Here is an 18,549-nt window from a genome sequence, read left to right on the forward strand (position 1 = left end):
GGAGGAGCCGTGCGGATCGGTGTGATGAGCGGGCCGGAGCGCGGGGACTCCGCCCGCAAGGCGAAGCGGATGGTGGACGACGCCCGGTGGGCCGAGTCCGCCGGGCTGGACACCGTGTGGGTGCCGCAGGTCCCGACGGATTTCGACGCGCTGCTGGCGGTGGCGCTGATGGGCACGGCGACGGACCGGATCGAGATCGGGACCGCGGTCGTCCCGCTGCAGGCGCAGCATCCGATCGCGCTCGCGCGGCAGGCGCTGTCCGCGCAGGCCGCCACGGGCGGGCGGCTCGCGCTCGGCGTCGGCCCGTCCCACCACTGGATCGTGCGGGACATGCTCGGGCTGCCCTACGAGCGGCCCGCCGGGTACACCCGCGACTACCTCGACGTCCTCGACGCCGCGTTCGCCGGGCCGGGCCCGGTCGAGGTGGAGAACAAGACGTTCACGGTGCACAACCCGCTGGGCCTCGGGCCGGTGGGCCCGCTGCCGGTGCTGGTCGCCGCGCTCGGCCCGGTGATGCTGAAGCTCGCGGGGGAGCGCGCCGACGGGACCGTGCTGTGGATGGCGGACGAGAAGGCCGTCGGCGAGCACGTCGTCCCGCGCATCACGGCGGCGGCCGAGGCCGCCGGACGTCCCGCGCCGCGGATCGTCGCGGGCGTCCCGGTGTGCCTGTGCAGGCCGTCGGAGGTGGACGCGGCGCGCGAGCGCGCCAACCGCGTCCTCGGCGAGGCGGAGATCTCCCCGAACTACCAGCGGCTGCTGGAGTACGGCGCCGCCCGCGACGTCGGCGACATCTGCGCGGCCGGCGACGAGGCGGCCATCAGGGCGCGGCTGCGCCGGTTCGCCGACGCCGGCGTCACCGACCTGTCGGTGCGGCTGCTGCCGATCGGCGAGGGCCGGGACGAGCTGGTCGCCTCCAAGGAGCGGACCAAGGAGATGCTCGCCGGGCTGGCGGCGGAGCTGAGATGAGCGCCGGGCCGCTGGCGGGCGTCCGCGTGCTGGAGGTCGGCCACATCCTCGCCGGCCCCTACGCCACGATGATGCTCGCCGACCTCGGCGCCGAGGTCACCAAGATCGAGCCACCGGGCGGGGACCTGTCGCGGCAGGTCAGCGACGCCTACTTCGCCAGCCTCAACCGCGGCAAGCGCAGCGTCCGGCTGGACCTGACGGCCGAGGACGGGCAGGCCCGGCTAGGCGAACTGGTCGCGGAGTCGCACGCGCTGCTGGTCAACCTCAAGCCGTCCGCGATCCACCGGCTCGGGCTCACCTACGACGCGCTGCGGCGGCACAACGAGCGGATCGTCTGCGTCGCGCTCACCGGCTTCGGCCTGCACGCCGGCGACCACCCCGCCTTCGACTACGTCGTCCAGGCCGCGACCGGGGTCGCCGCGCTGACCGGCGACCCGTCCGGGCCGCCGACGCTGCCGGGCTACTCGTCGGCCGACAACTCGGCGGGGCTGACCGCCGCGCTGGGGCTGCTCGCCCAGATCGTGTCGGGACGCGGCGGGCAGGTGGAGGTGTCGCTGCGCGACGTGATGCTGTCCCAGCTCAACTACCGCGCGTCCGCCTACCTCAACGAGGGCGCCGAGCCCCGCCGCCTGCCGTTCGGGGCGCACTCGTACTACGTCCCGGCGCAGCTCTTCCCGACCGCCGACGGATATCTGGCGTTGTTCATCACCCACGACGGCTTCTGGCGGGCGTTCTGCGGTGAGACGGGCGTCGAGGGCTTCCCGACGATGGCGGATCGGGTGGCCCGGCGCGAAGAGGTCCTCGCCGTGGTGACGGGCGTCCTCGCCACGGACACCGCCGCGGGCTGGGAGGCCCGGCTGCGCCCCCTGGGCATCCCGGCCGCCGCCGTCCGGACGCTGCCGGAGGCGCTGCTGGCCGCCCCCGACGTCATCGTGAAGGCGGGGGAGTACCGGCTGGTCGGCAGCCCGATCAAGGTCGCCGGATACGAGCCCCGTTACGGCGCGCCGCCCCGGCTCGGCGAGCACGGCGACCCGGCGAACACGCCCTCGGTCACATGAGCGGGCGGTCAACGCGCGGCGATGCGGGCGAGCGGGCCGCGCTCGCCTTCGAGGAGCGCGAGTACAGTGCCGCGCGGCTCGACGCGCTCGCCGGCGGGCTGGCCCTGACGCTGGCGCGGCGGGGCGTGCGGCCCGGCGACCGCGTCGCGCTCATGTGCTCGAACCGGCCCGAGTTCGTCGTCGCCGTCCGGGCGATCTGGCGGCTCGGGGCGGCGGTCGTGCTGTTCAGCCCCGCCTGGAGGCGCGGCGAGGTCGAGCACGCCCTGAAGATCACCGAGCCGGCGCACGCGGTGGGCGACCATCCGCTCCTTGCCGAGCTCATGCTGATGCTGCACCTGGACGAGGAGCCGATCGAGCCGTCGTCCGCGACCTTCCCCGAGCCCGCGCCCGGCGCCGACGCCGTCCTGGTGTTCAGCTCCGGGACGACCGGCCTGCCGAAGGCCGTCCGGCACACGCACGCCTCGTTCCGCGCCGCCGTCCGCGACTGGCGCGCGACCCTCGAGCTGACCGGGCGCGACCGGATCCAGATCGCCACGCCGCCCTCGCACATCCTCGGCCTGCTCAACATCGAGACGGCGCTGGAGACCGGCGCCTGGATGCGGCTGCACCGCCGCTTCGACCTGGACGTGCTGCTGCGCGCCATCGAGGCCGACCGGATCACCGTGGAGATGGCCGTCGCGCCGATCGCGCTGGCGATCGCGTCGCATCCGAAGCTGGAGTCGTTCGACCTGTCGTCGCTGCGCTACATCATGTGGGGCGCGACGCCGGTGACCCCGGAGGTCGCCGAGACCGTCACCCGGCGGACGGGCGTCGGCTGGGTGCCCGCCTACGGCGCGAGCGAGCTGCCCGTCATCGCCTGCAATCCCGTCCGCGGCGCGCGCCTGGACAGCGTGGGACGCGCCGCGCCGGGGGTGACGCTGCGGGTGGTGTCGCTGGAGACCGGTGCGGTGGCGGGGCCGGGGGAGACCGGCGAGATCCAGGCCAGGTCGGCGTCGCTCATGGCCGGCTACCTGCCCGCGGACGCGACCGCGGCCGCCTTCGACGACGGCTGGTACCGCACCGGCGACGTCGGCCACATCGACGCCGACGGCTGGGTCCGCCTCACCGACCGCGCCAAGGAAATGATCAAGGTGCGCGGGTTCCAGGTCGCGCCCGCCGAGGTCGAGGCCGTCCTGCACGGCCATCCCGGTGTCGCCGACTGCGCCGTGTACGGGATCCAGGACGCGGCGGACGGGGAGGCGGTCGTCGCGGCGGTCGCCCCGGCCGAGTCCGCCGAGCCGGTCGGGCCCGCCGAGCTGATCGCGCTGGTGGGCGACCGGCTGGCCTCCTACAAGCGGCCGAAGGAGGTCGTGCTCGTCGAGGAGATCCCGCGCCTGCCGTCGGGCAAGGTGCTGCGCCGGGTGCTCAAGGAACGCCACGGACGCGCGCCCGGCGGCTGAACGGCGGCGGGCCGCCGGTCAGTCCTCCGGCGCCAGCTTCTCCAGCACCGGCATCGGCACATGGTTCGCCCATCCCGTCCCCGGCCAGTTGAACCAGCCGGAGGACGCGTGGGTGCCGCCGTCCGGGTGCAGGGTGCTCCCGGTGACATAAGCCGACAGGCCCGACGCGAGGAACACCACGCACCCCGAGACGTCGGCGGCCCGGCCCACCCGTCCCATGGGGAACGCGACGCGGATCCCGGCCGGGTCGGACAGGGCGTGGTCGCCTGCCGACAGCTTCGCGAGGTTCGCCGTCGGGGCGTAGTCGGGCGCGACGTTGTTGACCCGGATGCCGTCCGGGGCCAGCTCGACGGCGAGCGTCCGCCCGAACTGCTCGACCGCGGCCTTCGCCGCCGCGTAGACCGCGAAGCCGGGCGCGGCCCGGTGCGCCTCGATGGTCGTGATGTTGACGATGCTGCCGCCGCGCCCGCCCGCCCGCATCCGCCCGGCGGCGAGCGAGCAGGCGTGCAGGACGTGCGTCAGGTTCGCGCGCAACAGCGCGTCCCAGCCCTTCGGCGTGGTGTCGGTGAAGGGCGCCCGGAACGTCCCGCCGACGACGTTGACGAGGGTGTCGAGGCGTCCCCAGCGGTCGTCCACGGCCGCGAACAGCGCGGCGAGCGCGTCGGGATCGCGGACGTCGCCCTGCCGGACGATCGCGTCGCGGCCCTGCTCCTCCAACGAGCCCCGCAGCGAGGCGACCGCGTCGCCGTCGACGTCGAGCACCGCGGGGCGGACGCCGTTGGCGGCCAGATCCGCCGTGACCGCCTCGCCGAGGCCGCCCGCACCGCCCGTGATCACCGCGACGGTGCCGGCGAGGCCGCCGCGTTCCTCGAACCAGCCCATGCCGCTACCGCCCGTCCCGCAGATAGGTGGCGCCGAACGAGTCCAGGAACTCCAGCGTGGCCGGGAGCGAGGCGGTCCGGCTCGACACCAGCACCCAGGTGACGCCCGCCTTCTCGATCTCGCCGAGCGCCTCCCGGTGCCGGTCCGCGTCGGCGGCGGGCGCCTCGATCCCCGGGCCCTGGTAGGAGTGCAGCACGTCGATGCGGTCGTCGCGGCCGGCCGCGGCAGCCGCGTCCCGCATCTCGGACACGGCCGCGGCCAGCTCGTCGAGCGTGCCGAGGGCGGGGGTGCGGGCGGTGGTGCTCAGCTGCGCGCCGCCGGTCATCGGCATCCAGCCCTGCGCCCGCTCCGCGACGCGGCGGCGGCTGAGCCGGGAGTTGCCGCCGATCCAGACCGGGATCGGGTCCTGGACGGGGCGGGGCCGCGCGATGACGTCGCGGGCGCTGAAATGCCGGCCTTGGTAGCCGAACGGCTCGCCGCTCCAGTGCAGCGGGAGCACGTCCAGCGTCTCGTCGAACAGGGCGTTGCGCTCGTCGATGTCGACGCCGAGGGCGTGGAACTCGCTCTTCTGGTAGCCGGTGCCGAGCCCGAGGATCAGCCGGCCGCCCGAGAGCTTGTCGAGCGTCGCGGCGGCCTTGGCCAGCAGGAACGGGTTGCGGTAGGGCGCGACGGCCAGATGGGTGAGCAGCCGCAGCCGCTCGGTCGCCGCGGCGACGTACCCGAGCGCGACGAACGGATCGAGCGTCTGGTGCCCGCCCGACGCCAGCCACCGGGCGCCCGGCACCGGGTGCTCGCTGAGCGACAGCCCGTCGAAGCCGGCGCGCTCCGCCGCGGCCGCCACATCGCGCAGCGGCCCGGCGTCGAGGACGTCGCCGTCGAGCCCGCCGGTCTCGGGATAGTGGAAGATGAACCGCATCGGCACCTCACGGGTGTTGGACGAAGGGGAAGATGCGCGTGAAGTCCGCGCCGGGCTCGGCGTCGGCGAACCGCTCCCAGATCGACGCCGTCACCGCGCCGACCGCGGTGGGGCCGCCCTGGTCCTGCACCGAGCGCAGGTAGAGGCGGACGTCCTTGCTCATGAGGGAGTTGGTGAAGCCCGACGCGTAGCGGCCGGTGAGCACGTGCTCGGGGAACTTGTCGCTGGTCGCGGCGCTGCGGCCGCTCGCCGCGTTCAGCACGGTGAGCATCGTGCCCATGTCGAGCCCGGCCGCCACCCCGAACGCGACCGCCTCGCTGGTCGCGGCGAGCGCGGTCGCCGACAGGAAGTTGTTCGCCAGCTTCAGGGCCTGCGCGAGCCCCGGCCGGTCGCCGACCCGGTGGCGGCGGTCGCTCAGCCCGGCGAGCACCGGCTCGACGCGCTCGCAGGCCTCGTCCGTCCCGGAGTACATGACCGCGAGCGTGCGGGCGCGGGCTCCCGCGACACCCCCCGACACGGGCGCGTCGACGTAGCCGATCCCGCTCTCCGCCAGCAGCGCGGCGACGTCACGGGCGGCGCTCACCCCGATCGTGGAGGTGTCGACGACGTGGGCGGCGCGGCGGCCGGGCGTCCCGGCGATCTCCCGGGCCACCTGCTCGGAGGCCGTCCCGTCCGGCAGGCTGAACACCACGACGTCGGTCTTCTCGGCGACCTGCCCGGCGTCACCGACATGGGTCGCGCCCGGCGGGCAGCGCTCCGGCCCGGCGGCGTCGTGCGCGACGACCGTCAGGCCCGCTCCGACGAGGTTGGCGGCCAGCGCGGCGCCCATGTTGCCGAGGCCCACGAACCCGACGGCCGTCACCGCCCCGCCCCGTCCCGCGCGGCCCGCTCGCGTTCGGCGCGGACCTGCTTGACGCTCCTCCGCGCGGCGACGCCTGCCGGGGCGCCGCAGTAGCCGGTGACCTGGAACAGGAGTTCGTCGATCTCCGCGTCGGTCACGCCCGCGCGGTGCGCGCTGCCCGCGTGCAGGCGGAACTCCTCCATCCGCCCGAGCGCGGCGGTCATCGCCAGCACCAGCAGGCTCCGGTCGCGGTTGGTCAGGGCGCCGCCCCGCGCCCACGCGCCCCACGCCACCGCCGTCACGTAGTCCTGGAAGTCCGCGGTGACCGGGTCGGGATCGGCGGCCGAGGCGTCGACGTAGGCGTCGCCGAGCACGGCGCGGCGCACCGCGCGCGCCGCGCTCAGCTTCTCGCTCTCTTCCATGGGGTCCTCTCCGGGGCGGAGCCCTCAGGGGCGCAGGGACAGGCTGATCGTCTTGGTCTGGGCGTACTCGTGGAGGGCCTCGATGCCCTTCTCGCGTCCGTATCCGCTGGCCTTGAAGCCGCCGAACGGCGTCTCGACGCCGAGCGCGCCGCCGTTCACCGCCACCTGCCCCGCGTCGATCCGCTCGGCGACCCGCAGCCCGCGGGCCGCGTCGCCGCTCCAGACCGCCGCGACGAGCCCGTAGTCGGTGTCGTTGGCGAGCGCGACCGCCTCGGCCTCGTCCGCGAACGGCATCGTGACGAGGACGGGCCCGAACACCTCCTCGCGGGCGATCCTGAGGTCGGGTGCCACCCCGGCGTAGACGGTCGGACGGATGAACCGCCCGCTCGCCCCGGGCCCGTCGTCGTAGGCGGACCCGCCGGTGACCGGAACCGCGCCCTGGCGCTTCGCGTCGTCGAAGTGCCCGAGGACCTTGCGGAATTGCGCCTCGGTGATCATCGGGCCGAAGTCGGCGCCCGGCCGGAGCCGCTCGACGGCCTCCACCACGCCCGCGACCACCGCGTCATGGGCGGGCGCCTCGACGAGGAGGCGGGTCGTGGCGGAGCACACCTGCCCGGCGTTGAACGCGACCGCCGACACCGCGGCGGCGATCGCCCGGTCGGTGTCGGCGTCGGCGAACACCACCAGCGGCGACTTGCCGCCGAGTTCGAGCGTCATCGGGACGAGCCGGTCGGCGGCGATCCCGGCCAGGAGCCGTCCGGTGGCGACCGAGCCGGTGAAGGTCACGCGCCGCACCCCGGGATGGGCGGCGAGCGGCGTGCCCGCGTCCGGGCCGGTGCCCGTCACCACGTTCAGCAGCCCGTCCGGGAGCCCGGCCTCTCCGGCGAGGCGGGCCAGGCACAGCGTCGACACCGAGGTGAACTCCGACGGCTTGGCGACCACCGCGTTCCCGGCGGCCAGCGCCGGAGCGAGCGCCCGGCACGCCTGGTTCAGGGGCAGGTTCCACGGGGTGATCGCCGCGACGACGCCGTACGGTTCGAGCCGCGTGTAGGCGTGGTTCCCCGCGCCGAGGTCGATGGTGCGGCCGTGGTGGGCGCGCAGGATCCCGGCGTAGTAGCGGAAGTAGTCGGCCGACATGCCGACCTCCATGCGGAGCTGGCCCTCGGTCTTCCCGGTGCACGCCCGCTCCACTTCCATGAGCTCTTCGGCGCCGCTTTCGATGGCGCCGGCGACGCGGTGCAGCACCTCGGCGCGCTCCGCGCCGGACCGTTCCGCCCAGCCCGGCTGCGCGGCGGCAGCCGCCGTCACGGCTCGGTCAGCGTCGGCGGCCGAGCCCGCGGCGATCTCGTCGCCCGGCAGCCGCGTCGAGGGGTCGACGGTGGGCAGGTAGCCGCCGTCCGCCGGTTCCGCGGGCCGGCCTCCGATCCAGTGCTGGTGGCGAACGCCCATGTCAGTCCTCGTAGACGACGGTGACGTGCTCGGTCGTCGGCTCGCCCTGGCAGGTGAGGACCCAGCCTTCGGCGACCTCGTCGTCCTCCAGCGCGTTGTTGACGCGCATCTTGGCCTCTCCTTCGGTGACCTGGGCCATGCACGTGGCGCAGTTGCCCGCCTCGCAGGAGAACGGCGGCACGAGCCCGGCTCTGCGCGCGCTCTGGAGCAGCGTCTCGCCGGCGCGCTGCGGGACGGTCTTCTTCTTGCCGCCCTGGGAGATCGTGACCGTGCCCTCCTTCTCCGGGCCCGCCGGCGCCTCGTCCGCAGCGGCGAACCGCTCGATGAAGATGCGGCCTTCCTCCACGCCCAGCGACAGCAGGGTGCTCTCCACGAGGTCCATGAACGGCGCCGGGCCGCAGATGTAGAAGTCGGCGTCCTGGTCGGCGCCGGTGAAGGCGCGGACCCGGTCGCCGGTGACGAGGCCGCGCTCGGCGTCGAGGTGGCGCTCGATCTCGAAGCGCCCGGGATACCGGCCCGCCAGCTCGGCGAGCTCGTCCCCGAAGATGACCGAGCCGCCGTCCCGGTCGGCCGCCAGCACCCGGACGCGCCGCTCGGTGGTGGCCAGCGCGCTCTTGACGAGGGACGCGATCGGCGTGATGCCGCTGCCCCCGCAGAACGCCACCAGCGGGGCCGCGGTCTCGCGCAGGCAGAACGCGCCCGCCGGGCGGGTGACCTCGACCAGGTCGCCGGGCCGGAGGTTGTCGAGCATCCAGTTGGAGACCAGGCCGCCCGGCACCCGCTTCACCGTCGTCCGCAGCTCGGTGTCGGTGTCCGGCGAGCTGGACATCGAGTAGCTGCGCAGGGTCCCGCAGGCCTTGAACGTGAGGAACTGGCCCGCGCGGTAGGAGAACGGCGCGTCGAGCGCGTAGGTCCGCGCGTCGGCCGTCTCGTCGATGACCCGGGTGACCCGGACCGGATGGAAGCCATGGTCGTGCGCCATATATGGAATCTAGCTTCTCTGTCATAGAGAACGCAATTCTCCAGCGGGGATCGCGAGGGTCGGGCACCGCGCGCGGAGGAAGTCGTGCGGGTATCCGAGGTCGACGCGGGTGGCCTCGTCCAGCCGCGCCGCCTGCTCGCCGTCCAGCCGGACGTCCAGCGCGCCGAGGTTGTCGCGGATCTGCGCGGGCCTGCTGGCGCCCAGCACCGGCGTGACGCCCTGCCTCAGCAGCCAGGCGAGCGCGACGCGCGCGGTCGTGGTGCCGATCTCCGACGCCACGGCCGCGGCGGCGTCCACCGCCCGCCGCAGCCCCGGGTACAGCGCCTTCGCCCGGACGCCCGGCTCCTTGCCCGCGAGGAGGCCCCGCGCGAGCGGGCTCCATCCGCTCACGGCCAGCCCGAGCGACGCCGCCATCGGCAGGAGCTCGCGCTCCACCGTGCGGGCCGCCAGCGAGTACTCCACCTGGAGCGCGCAGAAGGCGCTCCACCCGCGCAGCTCGGCGATGGCCTGCGACCGGGCGATCACCCACGCGGGCGTGTTGCTGACGCCGATCGCCAGGACCTTGCCCGCCTGGACGAGGTCGTCGAGCCCGCGCAGGGTCTCCTCGGCCGGCGTGCACTGGTCCCACGCGTGCACCCACAGCAGGTCGACGTGGTCGGTGCCGAGCCGTCGCAGGCTCGTCTCGACGCTGCGGCGCATGCTCTTGCGGTGGGCGCCGCCGGAGTTGGCGTCGTCGCCGGCCGGCAGCGCGAACTTGGTCGCGACCACCACCGCGTCGCGCTCGGCGGCGATCAGCCGGCCGACGATCGTCTCGCTCTCGCCGCCGGAGTAGACGCCGGCGGTGTCGACGAAGTTCCCGCCCGCCGCCCGGTACGCGGCGTAGATGGCGCGGCACGCGTCCTCGTCGGCACCGGCCGTCCGGTCGCCGGAGCCGAACGTCATGGTGCCGAGGCACAGCTCGCTGACCCGCATGCCGGAGCGCCCGAGCAGCCGGTGCCGCATGCCCGTTTCCCGTCCGGGCTCAGGCATCGTCGTCGACCACCCAGTGGACCATCCGGTGCAGCGGGTACATCGCGTCGTGCGGGTTGCCGAGGCTGCTCTTGAGCGCGCTGCCGAGCTTCACCACCCGCTGGACGCCGGCGGTGGCGAGCCGGTCGCGCAGCTCGGCCTTCAGGTGCGCCGGGTAGACGCCGACGGTCTGCGTCGCCACGGTCGCGTGCCCGGCGGAGTCGAGCACGTCCAGGACCGGCACGACGTTGACCGTCTTGTTCGTCGGGTGGAAGTCGACCGGCTCGGGGGAGCGCACGACGAGGCCCCGGCCGTCGTGGTCGCCCCAGACCCGGTAGTCCGGCTCCAGGAAGCGCAGCCCCTCGACGGCCTCGCGGATGTCGGCGGGCGGCCGCGGGCCGACCGCGGAGCCGAACTCCCGGTCCACCCCCATCCGCTCGCACAGCAGCGCGCAGAAGCGGTCGACCTGGTCGAGGGTGCCCTCGACGAAGACCTGCCGGGGCGCCACGCAGGCGTCCTGGTTGTAGACGGTCGCGTCGGCGGCGGCGAGGTCGGCCGCCTCCCGCAGCCGCTCCTGCGACGCGAACGCCTCCCGGCCGACGACCGCCATCGACACCTTCGGGTCGAACGAGATCAGCTGGAATCCCGGGGCGACGTACTTCGCGGCGTTGGCGATCGCCTCGCCGCCGCCCCAGGCGACGAGCTTGTCGAAGTACTGCGACCGGTACAGGACGTTCTCGACCCGCGTGTCGCCGCCCCGCCAGTACACCGCCGACATGGAGCGGAGCACCGGGTGGTCCGGCGCGATGTCGGCCATGGTGCGTAGGACCGCGACTGTCGTGAACGGGTCGCCCGACGGCATCTTGAACACGTTGACCGCCTTGACCAGCGCGGCGTCCGCGACCGACATCATCGCGCCGCTCGGGGAGTTGCCCGCGAGCATGTGCACCAGGCGGGGCGGGAACGCCCGCACCCGGCTGACGTTGCCGGCCGGGTCGGTGTGCTCCACCCAGCCGTCCAGGACGTCCAGGCTCCCGAACGTCCGGCGCAGCCGGTACTCCAGCGCCTCCCTGGTCAGGAACTGGCCGGGACGGCGGTAGGTGTTCTCGACGACGCGCCGCGGCAGCGGGCTCACCCGCAGCGTCATCTCCAGCGACTCCTGCAGGTACGGGTTCGTCTCCAGGACGAACCGCCGCCCCGTCTCCACCAGCAGGTCGATGATCTCCGAGATCGGGACGTCGAAGGCGGGGCCCGGCCGCGTCCGCGGCTCGAACAGCTCGTCCAGCCGCAGCGCGGGCGTGGCGAACGGGACGCCGAAGTCCCGCGACATGTACTCGGCGTCCTCGCCCCAGACCAGCCGGCCCCGGACGAAGTGCGGCACGGGGATCCTCGTCCGCGCGCCGGCCGTGGTGCTCGTGCTCATGACCCGCTCCTCAGGCGTCGATGAAGCCGCGGACGTAGGCGTCGATGGTGCCGGCGCACGTGATCTTGTCGCCGTCGGGCAGGTCGGAGTACCGGGTGATCTCGTCGAACACGGTGGGGCCGGGGCGTCCGCACGGGCAGCCGGCGAGGTCGGCGCGGATCCGGTCGCCGGAGATCGTGCCGCCCCACCGCCCGTCGACGGTCATGTCGAAGAAGGCGGCGCGGCCCTCCGCCTGGCCGTCCGAAACCTCCGCGAACGACTCGCCGTCGCGGTCCAGCACGAACAGCGTGAGCTGCGGCGGGACGTGGTAGCGGCCCTCCAGGCACTTCGGCATCCGGACGTTCAGCTCCTGCATCGAGTAGTAGTGCAGGAGCCGCTCGGGTGCGACGTTCAGGGTTCGGGAGATGCGCGACCGGTAGTCCGGCGGCAGCGCCAGGCCCTTCAGACCGCCTCCGGAGCTCAGCGCGTTGTCCCCGGTGAGGTCGCCCTCCGCGAGGCCGTGCTCCGCCAGGGCCTCGCAGAGCCGGAAGGCCAGCGGGAACGTCGTGGTGAAGAACATGCGGTCCGCGCGGTGCGCGATGATCTGCTCCGCGATCCGGTCCAGGCGCTCGGTCACCTCGGCCTGCCGCCGTGCCGCCTCCTCCTCGAAGGCGGCGACCTCGTCGGGCCGCGCGGTGCCGTCCGCCATGGCCCGCCGCATCGCGGTGAGCCGCGCCATGTAGCGGTGGTGGCCCTCCGGCGCGGCCTTCTCGGCGACCGTGATGCCGTCGGGCCGGTGGTACGCGCCGACGACCATGTCGCGGAAGACCCGGTGGGCGGTGACGCTGGTCGGCGGGCCGAGGGGCAGGACGTGCCAGGTGCGCTCGGGCGGCATGCCGAGCGCCGTCAGGCAGTCGACGAAGTTCCGCAGCGACACGTCCCGGTCCCGCTCGGTCTTGTTGAGGAAGGAGTTCTTGCCGCTCGTGCCGCTGGAGCTGGACGCGAGATGCCCGGCGGCCTCCAGCCGGGCGATCCAGCCGTCGACGTCCTCGACGCCGGACACGTCCACGTTCTCGACCCGGTACGTGGACAGCGAGTCCAGCCAGCGGTTCATCTGCGCCCACCGGCCCTTGGCGACCAGCGATTCCGGATAGCTCTTGTAGGTGGTGTGCGGGAAGAGCAGCGGGACCATGTCCTCGGGGGACCGGATCGCCGCGATGCCCTCCGCCTCGGCGCGCTGCGCGAGCACGGGGACCTGCTTGCGGCGCTCCTGGAAGCGCGCGTCCAGTTCCTCGACATCGTCCCGCCGACCTGCTGCCACGGGCATGACGCCTCCTCGGCTGTAGGGGTCCGGTGGAAAAACCATACTGATGAGTCTAGTTTTTGGCCAGACCCCCGTTCTGGCAGACTTCCGTGCATGTCGCCATCGGAGGCTTCCGGCGCCCCGCCGCCGAGGACGCGGTCCCGCCGCGGCGGGCGGCCCACGCTGGAGGAGGCGGCGGAACTGGACCGCGCCGTCCGCGACGCCGCGCTGAGCCTGTTCCTGGAGCACGGCTACGAGGGAACGTCGATGGACGCCATCGCGCGCGCCGCCGGCACCACGAAGGCGTCGCTCTACGCCCGGTTCAAAGGCAAGGAGGAGGTCTTCGCCTCCGTCCTGAGGCAGGCCGTCCCCGACCCCGACTGGCCCGGGACCGAGCCCGCCGCCCCGGACCTCGACGACCTGGAGGGCGCGCTGACGGCCATCGCGCGCACCGCGCTGCGCCGGGCGCTGGACCCGTCGATGGTCAGGCTGAGCAGGATCGCCGTCGCGCACGCGTCGCGGTTCCCCGACCTCGCGAGCCGCGCCTACGCGGCCGGTCACTTCCCGCGCAAGCCGCTCCTCGTCGAGCTGCTCCGGCGGCACGCCGCCACCGGCGCGATCCAGGCCGACGAGCCCGAGATCCTGGCCGAGCACTTCATCGCCATGGTCTCGGGCATGCCGGCGCGGCTCGCCTCGTTCGGCATCGAGCGCGACGAGGCCACCTGGGAGCACCACACGCGCGTCGCCGTACGGCTGTTCCTGCGCGGCCTGCGGCCCGGCTGATCCCCGGCGTGCGCCGGAGGGTCAGGGGAGCGACTCCGAACGCTGGACGGTTCCGGTGATGCCGCGCGCGTCTTGGGCGGCCAGCAGCACCGCCGCCTTCCCCATGGCCTCCGGCGGCTCGACCATCTCGTCCGGGATCTCCGTGCCGCCCCCTCCCGCGATCCAGCCTTCGGTGATGACGACACGGGACGGCGCCAGGCAGTTCACCGCGATGTTGTCGGGCCTGAGGTCGGCGGCCAGGCCGAGGTAGAGGCGTTCGACGGCGGCCTTGGAGACCCAGTAGGCGTTCGCGCCGCGGTCGGTCATCCCGACCCCCGACGTCGTCACCGCCACCAGGGAGCCGCCACCGCGCGCCCTGATGTGCGGGATGACGGCCCTGGTCACCAGGAAGACGCCGGTCAGGTTGACGTCGAGGCACCGCTGCCAGCGGTTCAGCGGCGTCGACTCGACCGGGCCGAGCCAGAGCACCCCGGCGTTGGCGATCAGGATGTCGATGCCGCCGAACGCGCCGGCGGTCGCCTCCACCGCCGATGCGACCGAGTCCTCGCTGGTGACATCGCAGGGCACGGCGAGGGCGCGGCCGCCCGCCGCGGTGATCCGGCCGGCGACCGAGTGGATCGTGCCGGGCAGCCGGCCCTCGCGTTCGGACCGCGCGGCGACGGCGACCCCGGCGCCCGCCTCCGCGAGCGCCAGCGCCACCGTCCGCCCGATGCCGCGGCTGGCGCCGGCGACGAACGCGACCTTGCCGGTGAGGGGTCCGGTCACTTCGGCGGGAACCGCAGCGCGCCGTCGAGGCGGATGACCTCGCCGTTCAGGTAGTCGTTCTCGCAGATGTGCTGGACGAGCGCGGCGTACTCCGGGGTGCGGCCCATGCGCTTCGGGTGCGGCACCTGCGGCCCCCAGTACGCCTCCAGCTGGTCGCCCGCCTTGCCGTAGGCCGGGGTCAGGAACGTCCCCGGCGCGATGGTGACGACGCGGATGCCGAGCGGCGACAGGTCGCGCGCGGCGACGACGGTCATGCCGACGACCCCGCCCTTGGCGGCCGCGTAGGGGATCTGGCCGATCTGCCCCTCGTAGGCGGCGATGGAGGCGGTGTTGACGATGACGCCGCGGGCGCCGTCCTCCGAGGCGGGCTCCTGCTTCCCGATCGCGGCGGCGGCCAGGCGCATCACGTTGAAGACGCCGGTCAGGTACACCTCGATGGTCGTGCGGAAGCCGGCGAGGTCCAGGGGAGAGCCGTCCTTGCCGACGAGCCGGCCGCCGCTGGCCGGGCCGCCGTGGGCGTCCACGGAGATGCGCAGCGGTCCCGCCGCCTCCGCCTCGGCGAGCGCCGCGAGGACGGAGTCCTCGTCGGTGGCGTCGGTCCGCACGTAGCGGACGCCGAGCTCGTCCTCCAGCGCCTTGCCCTTCTCGTCGGCGAGGTCGGCGACGACCACCTTCGCGCCGGCCGCGTGGAGGCGGCGGACGGTGGCCTCGCCGAGCCCGCCGGCGCCGCCGACGACGATCGCGGAACTGCCCTCGATCTGCATCGCGTTACCCTCTCTTGCAAGTAGGAATCTTGATGAGAGAGAATAGCATTCTCATGAACATCACCATGATCGCGGAGATGGCGGCCTCGGCCGGCGACCGGACGGCGGTGACGGCGGACGGCCGCTCGCTGACCGCCGCCGGCCTGCTGCGCCTCGCCCGGGCTGCCGCCCACCGGTTCCGGCGCCACCCCGCCGTCCTCTACCTGGCGGCGAACCACCTCGCCTACCCGGTCGCGCTGTTCGGCGCCGCCGCGGCGGGCGTGCCCTTCGTCCCCCTCAACTACCGGCTCGGCGAGCGGCAGCTGGACGAGCTGCGGTCCCGGCACCCCGGCGCGCTGCTGCTCCGGCCCGCCGACCTCGACTCCTTCATGGCGGAGACCGAGGCGGCCGCGTCCGAGGACCCGTCCGCCTCCGGCCCGGAGCCGGCGGCCGAGGACGACCCGGACCCCGTCGCGGTCCTGCTCTACACCAGCGGGACGACGGCCGCGCCGAAGTCGGCCGTCCTGCGCCACCGGCACCTGCTCGCCTACGTGCTGAACACCCTGGAGTTCGGTTCCGCCGCGGAGGAGGACGCCGCGCTCGTCGCGGTCCCGCCGTACCACGTCGCGGGCCTGGCGAACCTGCTGTCGAACCTCTACACCGGCCGCCGGGTGGTCTACATGTCGGCCTTCGACGCAGGGGAGTGGCTGGAGACCGTCCGGCGCGAGCGCATCACGAACGCGCTGGTCGTGCCGACGATGCTGGCGCGGATCGTCGCTGAGGTGACGGGCGACGACGCCGGCACGCCGACGCTGCGCAACCTCGCCTACGGGGGCGCGCGGACCCCGCTGCCCGTGCTGGAACGGGCGCTGCGGATCTTCCCGGACACGGGTTTCGTCAACGCCTACGGCCTGACGGAGACGGCGTCCTCCATCGCCGTCCTCGGCCCGGACGACCACCGCGAGGCGCTCGCCGCGACCGACCCGGCGGTCCGGGCGCGCCTCGGGTCGGTCGGCCGCGCGCTGCCCGGGGTCGAGTTCCAGATCCGTTCCGACGACGGCGAGCCCCTGGAGGCGGGCCGGACCGGGCTGGTGTTCGTCCGAGGCGAGCAGATCTCCGGCGAGTACGGGGGGAAGAGCTCCCTCGACGCCGGCGGCTGGTTCGCCACCCGGGACCGCGGACGCCTCGACGCCGACGGCTACCTGTTCATCGAGGGCCGCGCCGACGACACCATCATCCGCGGCGGGGAGAACATCGCACCGGCCGAGATCGAGGACGTCCTGCTGGCGCACCCCGGGATCGCCGAGGCGGCGGTGCTCGGCGTGCCCGACCCCGAGTGGGGGCAGCGCCTCGTCGCGGTCGTCGTCGGCGAGGGCGAGCCGGAGGAGATCAGGCGCTGGGTCCGGGAGCGGCTGCGGTCCTCCAAGACGCCCGACGACGTCGTCTTCCGCGCCGAGCTCCCGAAGACCGACACCGGAAAGCTGCTGCGCCGCGTCCTGCTGGCCGAGATGGACACAACGTTGGAGAACACCCGTGCCTGAAGCCGTCATCACCGCCGCCCTGCGCACCCCCGTGGGCACCGCCTTCAAGGGGACCCTGCGCGACACCACCGCCTACGACCTGGCGCACCACGTGGTCTCCGCCGCCGCCTCGGGTCTCGATCCCGAGCAGGTCGACGACGTGATCCTCGGCGAGGGCCTGTACGGCGGCGGCGTCCTCGCCCGCCACGCCGCGATCACCGCCGGGCTCACCTCGGTCGCCGGGCAGGCCTGCAACCGGCACTGCGCCGCCGGGCAGGCCGCCGTCCAGGACGCCGCCGCGAGCATCCGCGCGGGCATGGACGAGCTCGTCATCGCCGGCGGCGTGAACTCGGCCTCCACGTCGCCGAAGTCCCGCTTCCGCGTCGGCGGCGAGTGGGTCGACCCGTGGAACCCGCCCACCCACCCCGACCGCCCGGACGCCCCGAACCTGGACATGTCCATCACCGTCGGCTGGAACGCGGCCGTCAAGGCGGGCGTGTCCCGCGAGGAGATGGACGCGTGGGCGCTGCGCTCGCACCGCAACGCGGTCCGCGCCATCGACGAGGGCCGGTTCAAGGACGAGATCGTCCCCATCGAGACGCCGCACGGAACGTTCGCCGTCGACGAGCATCCGCGGCGCGACACGTCCATGGAGAAGCTCGCCGCGCTCAAGCCGCTGCACCCGGAGATCGAGGGCTTCAGCATCACCGCCGGGAACGCCTGCGGCAGCAACGACGGCGCGGCCGCCCTGGTGGTCGCCAGTGACGGGCTCGCCGCCCGGCAGGGCCTGCCCGTGCTCGGCACCGTCCGGTCGTGGGCGTCGGTCGGCGTCGACCCCGCCATCACCGGCCTCGCCCCGACGAAGGCGATCCCGAAGGCGCTGGCGCGCGCCGGGCTCAAGCCCGACGACGTCGAGGTGTTCGAGATCAACGAGGCGTTCGCGTCGATGTGCGTCGCGACGGTCGGCATGCTCGGGCTCGACCCGGAGCGGGTGAACGTCAACGGCAGCGGCTGCTCGCTCGGCCACCCGGTCGCCGCCACCGGCGCCCGCATGCTGGTCACGCTGGTGCACGAGCTGCGGCGCCGCGGCGGCGGCATCGGCGTCGCCGCGATGTGCGCGGGCGGCGGCATGGGCTCGGCCACGGTCATCGAGGTCCCGGCCCCGTGACCGTGCGTGCGGGGGCGCGGTGAACGTCCCCGAGCTGGTCGCCGAGGCGCGCGGCGGTTCGGTCCGGGCCGCCGGGCGGCTGCTCACCCTGGTCGAGGGCGCGCGCCGCGAGGAGGTCCTCGACGCCCTCGGACCGGCCGCCGCGCGGGTCGTCGGCGTGACGGGACCGCCCGGCGCCGGCAAGTCGACGACGGTCGCCGCGCTCGTCGGCGCGTACCGGGACGGCGGGCGCCGCGTGGCGGTGCTCGCCGTCGACCCGTCCTCGCCGTTCAGCGGCGGCGCGCTGCTCGGCGACCGGATCCGGATGTCCGCGCACGCCGCCGACCCCGGCGTGCTCATCCGCTCGGTGGCGGCCCGCGGGCATCTCGGCGGGCTGGCGACGGCCGTGCCCGCGGCGGTCCGGGTGCTGGCCGCGCTCGGCTACGACCCGGTCATCGTGGAGACGGTCGGCGTCGGGCAGTCGGAGATCGAGGTCGCCGCCGTCGCCGACCCCGTCGTGGTCGTGCTCGCCCCCGGCGCGGGCGACGCCGTGCAGGCCGCGAAGGCCGGCCTGCTGGAGGTCGCGGACGTCCTGGTCGTCAACAAGGCCGACCGCGACGGCGCGGAGCGGACCGTCCGGGACCTGCGCGCCGAGACGGCCGCCCCGATCCTGACCCTCGTCGCGACGAAGGGGGAGGGGCTGGACCGGCTCGTCGAGGCGGTCGAGGCGCACGCCCGGGCGGACGATCCGGCCCGCCGGGCGGAGCGCGCCCGCGCCCAGATCCTCTCCCTGGCGCAGAGCCGCCTGCGCGCCCACCCGGCCCTCGCGGACCTGGCGGCCGACGTCGCCGCCGGCCGCCGCGACCCGTACGCGGCCGCCCGGGAACTCGTCGGCCTTCCTCCCGGGCGGGCGGGCTGACGGC

18 protein-coding genes are annotated in these 18,549 nt (G+C 74.5%); 7 read left to right on the top strand and 11 right to left on the bottom strand.

Annotated elements, in window-relative coordinates:
* Window positions 1-9 precede the first annotated feature (9 nt).
* From AB0C78_RS08890 to AB0C78_RS08900, 3 genes are read left to right on the top strand one after another with little or no spacing between them, the layout of a single operon-like run.
* The gene (locus AB0C78_RS08890) at window positions 10-966 is read left to right on the top strand and encodes an LLM class F420-dependent oxidoreductase (RefSeq protein ID WP_360743916.1); all 957 of its coding nucleotides are present in this window, start codon (window positions 10-12) and stop codon (window positions 964-966) included.
* Window positions 963-2,024: a CoA transferase gene (locus AB0C78_RS08895; protein WP_360743919.1), complete on the top strand. Its 1,062-nt coding sequence runs from the start codon at window positions 963-965 to the stop codon at window positions 2,022-2,024. The genes AB0C78_RS08890 and AB0C78_RS08895 overlap by 4 nt, the downstream gene beginning before the upstream one ends.
* Window positions 2,021-3,463: an AMP-binding protein gene (locus tag AB0C78_RS08900; protein WP_360743922.1), complete on the top strand. Its 1,443-nt coding sequence runs from the start codon at window positions 2,021-2,023 to the stop codon at window positions 3,461-3,463. The genes AB0C78_RS08895 and AB0C78_RS08900 overlap by 4 nt, the downstream gene beginning before the upstream one ends.
* Window positions 3,464-3,481: 18 nt before the next feature.
* Here the strand turns inward: AB0C78_RS08900 and AB0C78_RS08905 are convergent, their stop codons facing one another.
* Genes AB0C78_RS08905 through AB0C78_RS08945 form a run of 9 tightly spaced genes read right to left on the bottom strand, consistent with a single transcriptional unit; the run spans window position 3,482 to window position 12,692 of the window.
* Window positions 3,482-4,345 carry an SDR family oxidoreductase gene (locus AB0C78_RS08905; RefSeq protein ID WP_360743925.1) on the bottom strand — a complete coding sequence of 288 codons (864 nt, stop codon included), beginning with the start codon at window positions 4,343-4,345 and terminating at the stop codon, window positions 3,482-3,484.
* A 4-nt stretch (window positions 4,346-4,349) separates the two neighbouring features.
* Window positions 4,350-5,261, bottom strand: coding sequence for an LLM class F420-dependent oxidoreductase (locus AB0C78_RS08910; RefSeq protein WP_360743928.1), 912 nt, complete (start codon window positions 5,259-5,261; stop codon window positions 4,350-4,352).
* A 7-nt stretch (window positions 5,262-5,268) separates the two neighbouring features.
* Complete coding sequence (locus tag AB0C78_RS08915) at window positions 5,269-6,123, bottom strand: NAD(P)-dependent oxidoreductase (protein ID WP_360743931.1); 855 nt, start codon at window positions 6,121-6,123, stop codon at window positions 5,269-5,271.
* Entirely contained in the window at window positions 6,120-6,524 is a 405-nt protein-coding gene (locus AB0C78_RS08920) for a carboxymuconolactone decarboxylase family protein (RefSeq protein ID WP_360743934.1), read from the bottom strand. The genes AB0C78_RS08915 and AB0C78_RS08920 overlap by 4 nt, the downstream gene beginning before the upstream one ends.
* Before the next feature lie 24 nt (window positions 6,525-6,548).
* Entirely contained in the window at window positions 6,549-7,973 is a 1,425-nt protein-coding gene (locus AB0C78_RS08925; RefSeq protein WP_360743937.1) for an aldehyde dehydrogenase family protein, read from the bottom strand.
* 1 nt (window position 7,974) lies between these two features.
* Window positions 7,975-8,955, bottom strand: a complete 981-nt coding sequence (locus AB0C78_RS08930; RefSeq protein WP_360743940.1) for a ferredoxin--NADP reductase — start codon at window positions 8,953-8,955, stop codon at window positions 7,975-7,977.
* Between the two features lie 21 nt (window positions 8,956-8,976).
* Window positions 8,977-9,957, bottom strand: a complete 981-nt coding sequence (locus AB0C78_RS08935; protein WP_360743943.1) for an aldo/keto reductase — start codon at window positions 9,955-9,957, stop codon at window positions 8,977-8,979.
* Between the two features lie 19 nt (window positions 9,958-9,976).
* A complete protein-coding gene (locus AB0C78_RS08940; protein WP_360743946.1) occupies window positions 9,977-11,386 on the bottom strand; it encodes an acyl-CoA reductase in 1,410 nt (469 codons plus the stop codon).
* A gap of 10 nt (window positions 11,387-11,396) precedes the next feature.
* Window positions 11,397-12,692 carry a hypothetical protein gene (locus AB0C78_RS08945; RefSeq protein ID WP_360743949.1) on the bottom strand — a complete coding sequence of 432 codons (1,296 nt, stop codon included), beginning with the start codon at window positions 12,690-12,692 and terminating at the stop codon, window positions 11,397-11,399.
* A gap of 90 nt (window positions 12,693-12,782) precedes the next feature.
* Between AB0C78_RS08945 and AB0C78_RS08950 the strand changes: the two genes are divergently transcribed.
* Window positions 12,783-13,451: a TetR/AcrR family transcriptional regulator gene (locus AB0C78_RS08950; protein WP_360743952.1), complete on the top strand. Its 669-nt coding sequence runs from the start codon at window positions 12,783-12,785 to the stop codon at window positions 13,449-13,451.
* 21 nt (window positions 13,452-13,472) lie between these two features.
* Here AB0C78_RS08950 and AB0C78_RS08955 read toward each other — a convergent pair whose 3' ends face one another.
* Both AB0C78_RS08955 and AB0C78_RS08960 read right to left on the bottom strand, forming a co-directional pair.
* Entirely contained in the window at window positions 13,473-14,216 is a 744-nt protein-coding gene (locus AB0C78_RS08955; protein ID WP_360743955.1) for an SDR family NAD(P)-dependent oxidoreductase, read from the bottom strand.
* The gene (locus AB0C78_RS08960; protein ID WP_360743958.1) at window positions 14,213-14,980 is read right to left on the bottom strand and encodes an SDR family NAD(P)-dependent oxidoreductase; all 768 of its coding nucleotides are present in this window, start codon (window positions 14,978-14,980) and stop codon (window positions 14,213-14,215) included. Before AB0C78_RS08960 ends, AB0C78_RS08955 begins: the two co-directional genes overlap by 4 nt.
* A gap of 53 nt (window positions 14,981-15,033) precedes the next feature.
* On the opposite strand from AB0C78_RS08960, the gene AB0C78_RS08965 reads away from it, so the two are divergent.
* From AB0C78_RS08965 to meaB, 3 genes are read left to right on the top strand one after another with little or no spacing between them, the layout of a single operon-like run.
* On the top strand, window positions 15,034-16,500 hold the full coding sequence (locus AB0C78_RS08965; RefSeq protein WP_360743962.1) for a fatty acid--CoA ligase family protein: 1,467 nt from the start codon (window positions 15,034-15,036) through the stop codon (window positions 16,498-16,500).
* The gene (locus tag AB0C78_RS08970) at window positions 16,493-17,647 is read left to right on the top strand and encodes a thiolase family protein (protein ID WP_360743965.1); all 1,155 of its coding nucleotides are present in this window, start codon (window positions 16,493-16,495) and stop codon (window positions 17,645-17,647) included. The genes AB0C78_RS08965 and AB0C78_RS08970 overlap by 8 nt, the downstream gene beginning before the upstream one ends.
* A 19-nt stretch (window positions 17,648-17,666) precedes the next feature.
* Window positions 17,667-18,545 carry a methylmalonyl Co-A mutase-associated GTPase MeaB gene (gene meaB, locus AB0C78_RS08975; RefSeq protein ID WP_360743968.1) on the top strand — a complete coding sequence of 293 codons (879 nt, stop codon included), beginning with the start codon at window positions 17,667-17,669 and terminating at the stop codon, window positions 18,543-18,545.
* The last annotated feature ends 4 nt before the right edge of the window (window positions 18,546-18,549 follow it).

The organism is Actinomadura sp. NPDC048394, from assembly GCF_040651755.1.
GTDB lineage: Bacteria > Actinomycetota > Actinomycetes > Streptosporangiales > Streptosporangiaceae > Spirillospora > Spirillospora montaniterrae.

Excerpts from the sequence above, each read along its gene's own strand:
- AB0C78_RS08905 (WP_360743925.1), bottom strand. The coding sequence starts at position 4,345 with ATGGGCTGGTTCGAGGAACGCGGCGGCCTCGCCGGCACCGTCGCGGTG.
- AB0C78_RS08900 (WP_360743922.1), top strand. The coding sequence starts at position 2,021 with ATGAGCGGGCGGTCAACGCGCGGCGATGCGGGCGAGCGGGCCGCGCTC.
- AB0C78_RS08940 (WP_360743946.1), bottom strand. The coding sequence starts at position 11,386 with ATGAGCACGAGCACCACGGCCGGCGCGCGGACGAGGATCCCCGTGCCG.
- AB0C78_RS08930 (WP_360743940.1), bottom strand. The coding sequence starts at position 8,955 with ATGGCGCACGACCATGGCTTCCATCCGGTCCGGGTCACCCGGGTCATC.
- AB0C78_RS08910 (WP_360743928.1), bottom strand. The coding sequence starts at position 5,261 with ATGCGGTTCATCTTCCACTATCCCGAGACCGGCGGGCTCGACGGCGAC.
- AB0C78_RS08960 (WP_360743958.1), bottom strand. The coding sequence starts at position 14,980 with ATGCAGATCGAGGGCAGTTCCGCGATCGTCGTCGGCGGCGCCGGCGGG.
- AB0C78_RS08950 (WP_360743952.1), top strand. The coding sequence starts at position 12,783 with ATGTCGCCATCGGAGGCTTCCGGCGCCCCGCCGCCGAGGACGCGGTCC.
- AB0C78_RS08925 (WP_360743937.1), bottom strand. The coding sequence starts at position 7,973 with ATGGGCGTTCGCCACCAGCACTGGATCGGAGGCCGGCCCGCGGAACCG.
- AB0C78_RS08945 (WP_360743949.1), bottom strand. The coding sequence starts at position 12,692 with ATGCCCGTGGCAGCAGGTCGGCGGGACGATGTCGAGGAACTGGACGCG.
- AB0C78_RS08920 (WP_360743934.1), bottom strand. The coding sequence starts at position 6,524 with ATGGAAGAGAGCGAGAAGCTGAGCGCGGCGCGCGCGGTGCGCCGCGCC.
- AB0C78_RS08965 (WP_360743962.1), top strand. The coding sequence starts at position 15,034 with ATGAACATCACCATGATCGCGGAGATGGCGGCCTCGGCCGGCGACCGG.
- AB0C78_RS08935 (WP_360743943.1), bottom strand. The coding sequence starts at position 9,957 with ATGCGGCACCGGCTGCTCGGGCGCTCCGGCATGCGGGTCAGCGAGCTG.
- AB0C78_RS08895 (WP_360743919.1), top strand. The coding sequence starts at position 963 with ATGAGCGCCGGGCCGCTGGCGGGCGTCCGCGTGCTGGAGGTCGGCCAC.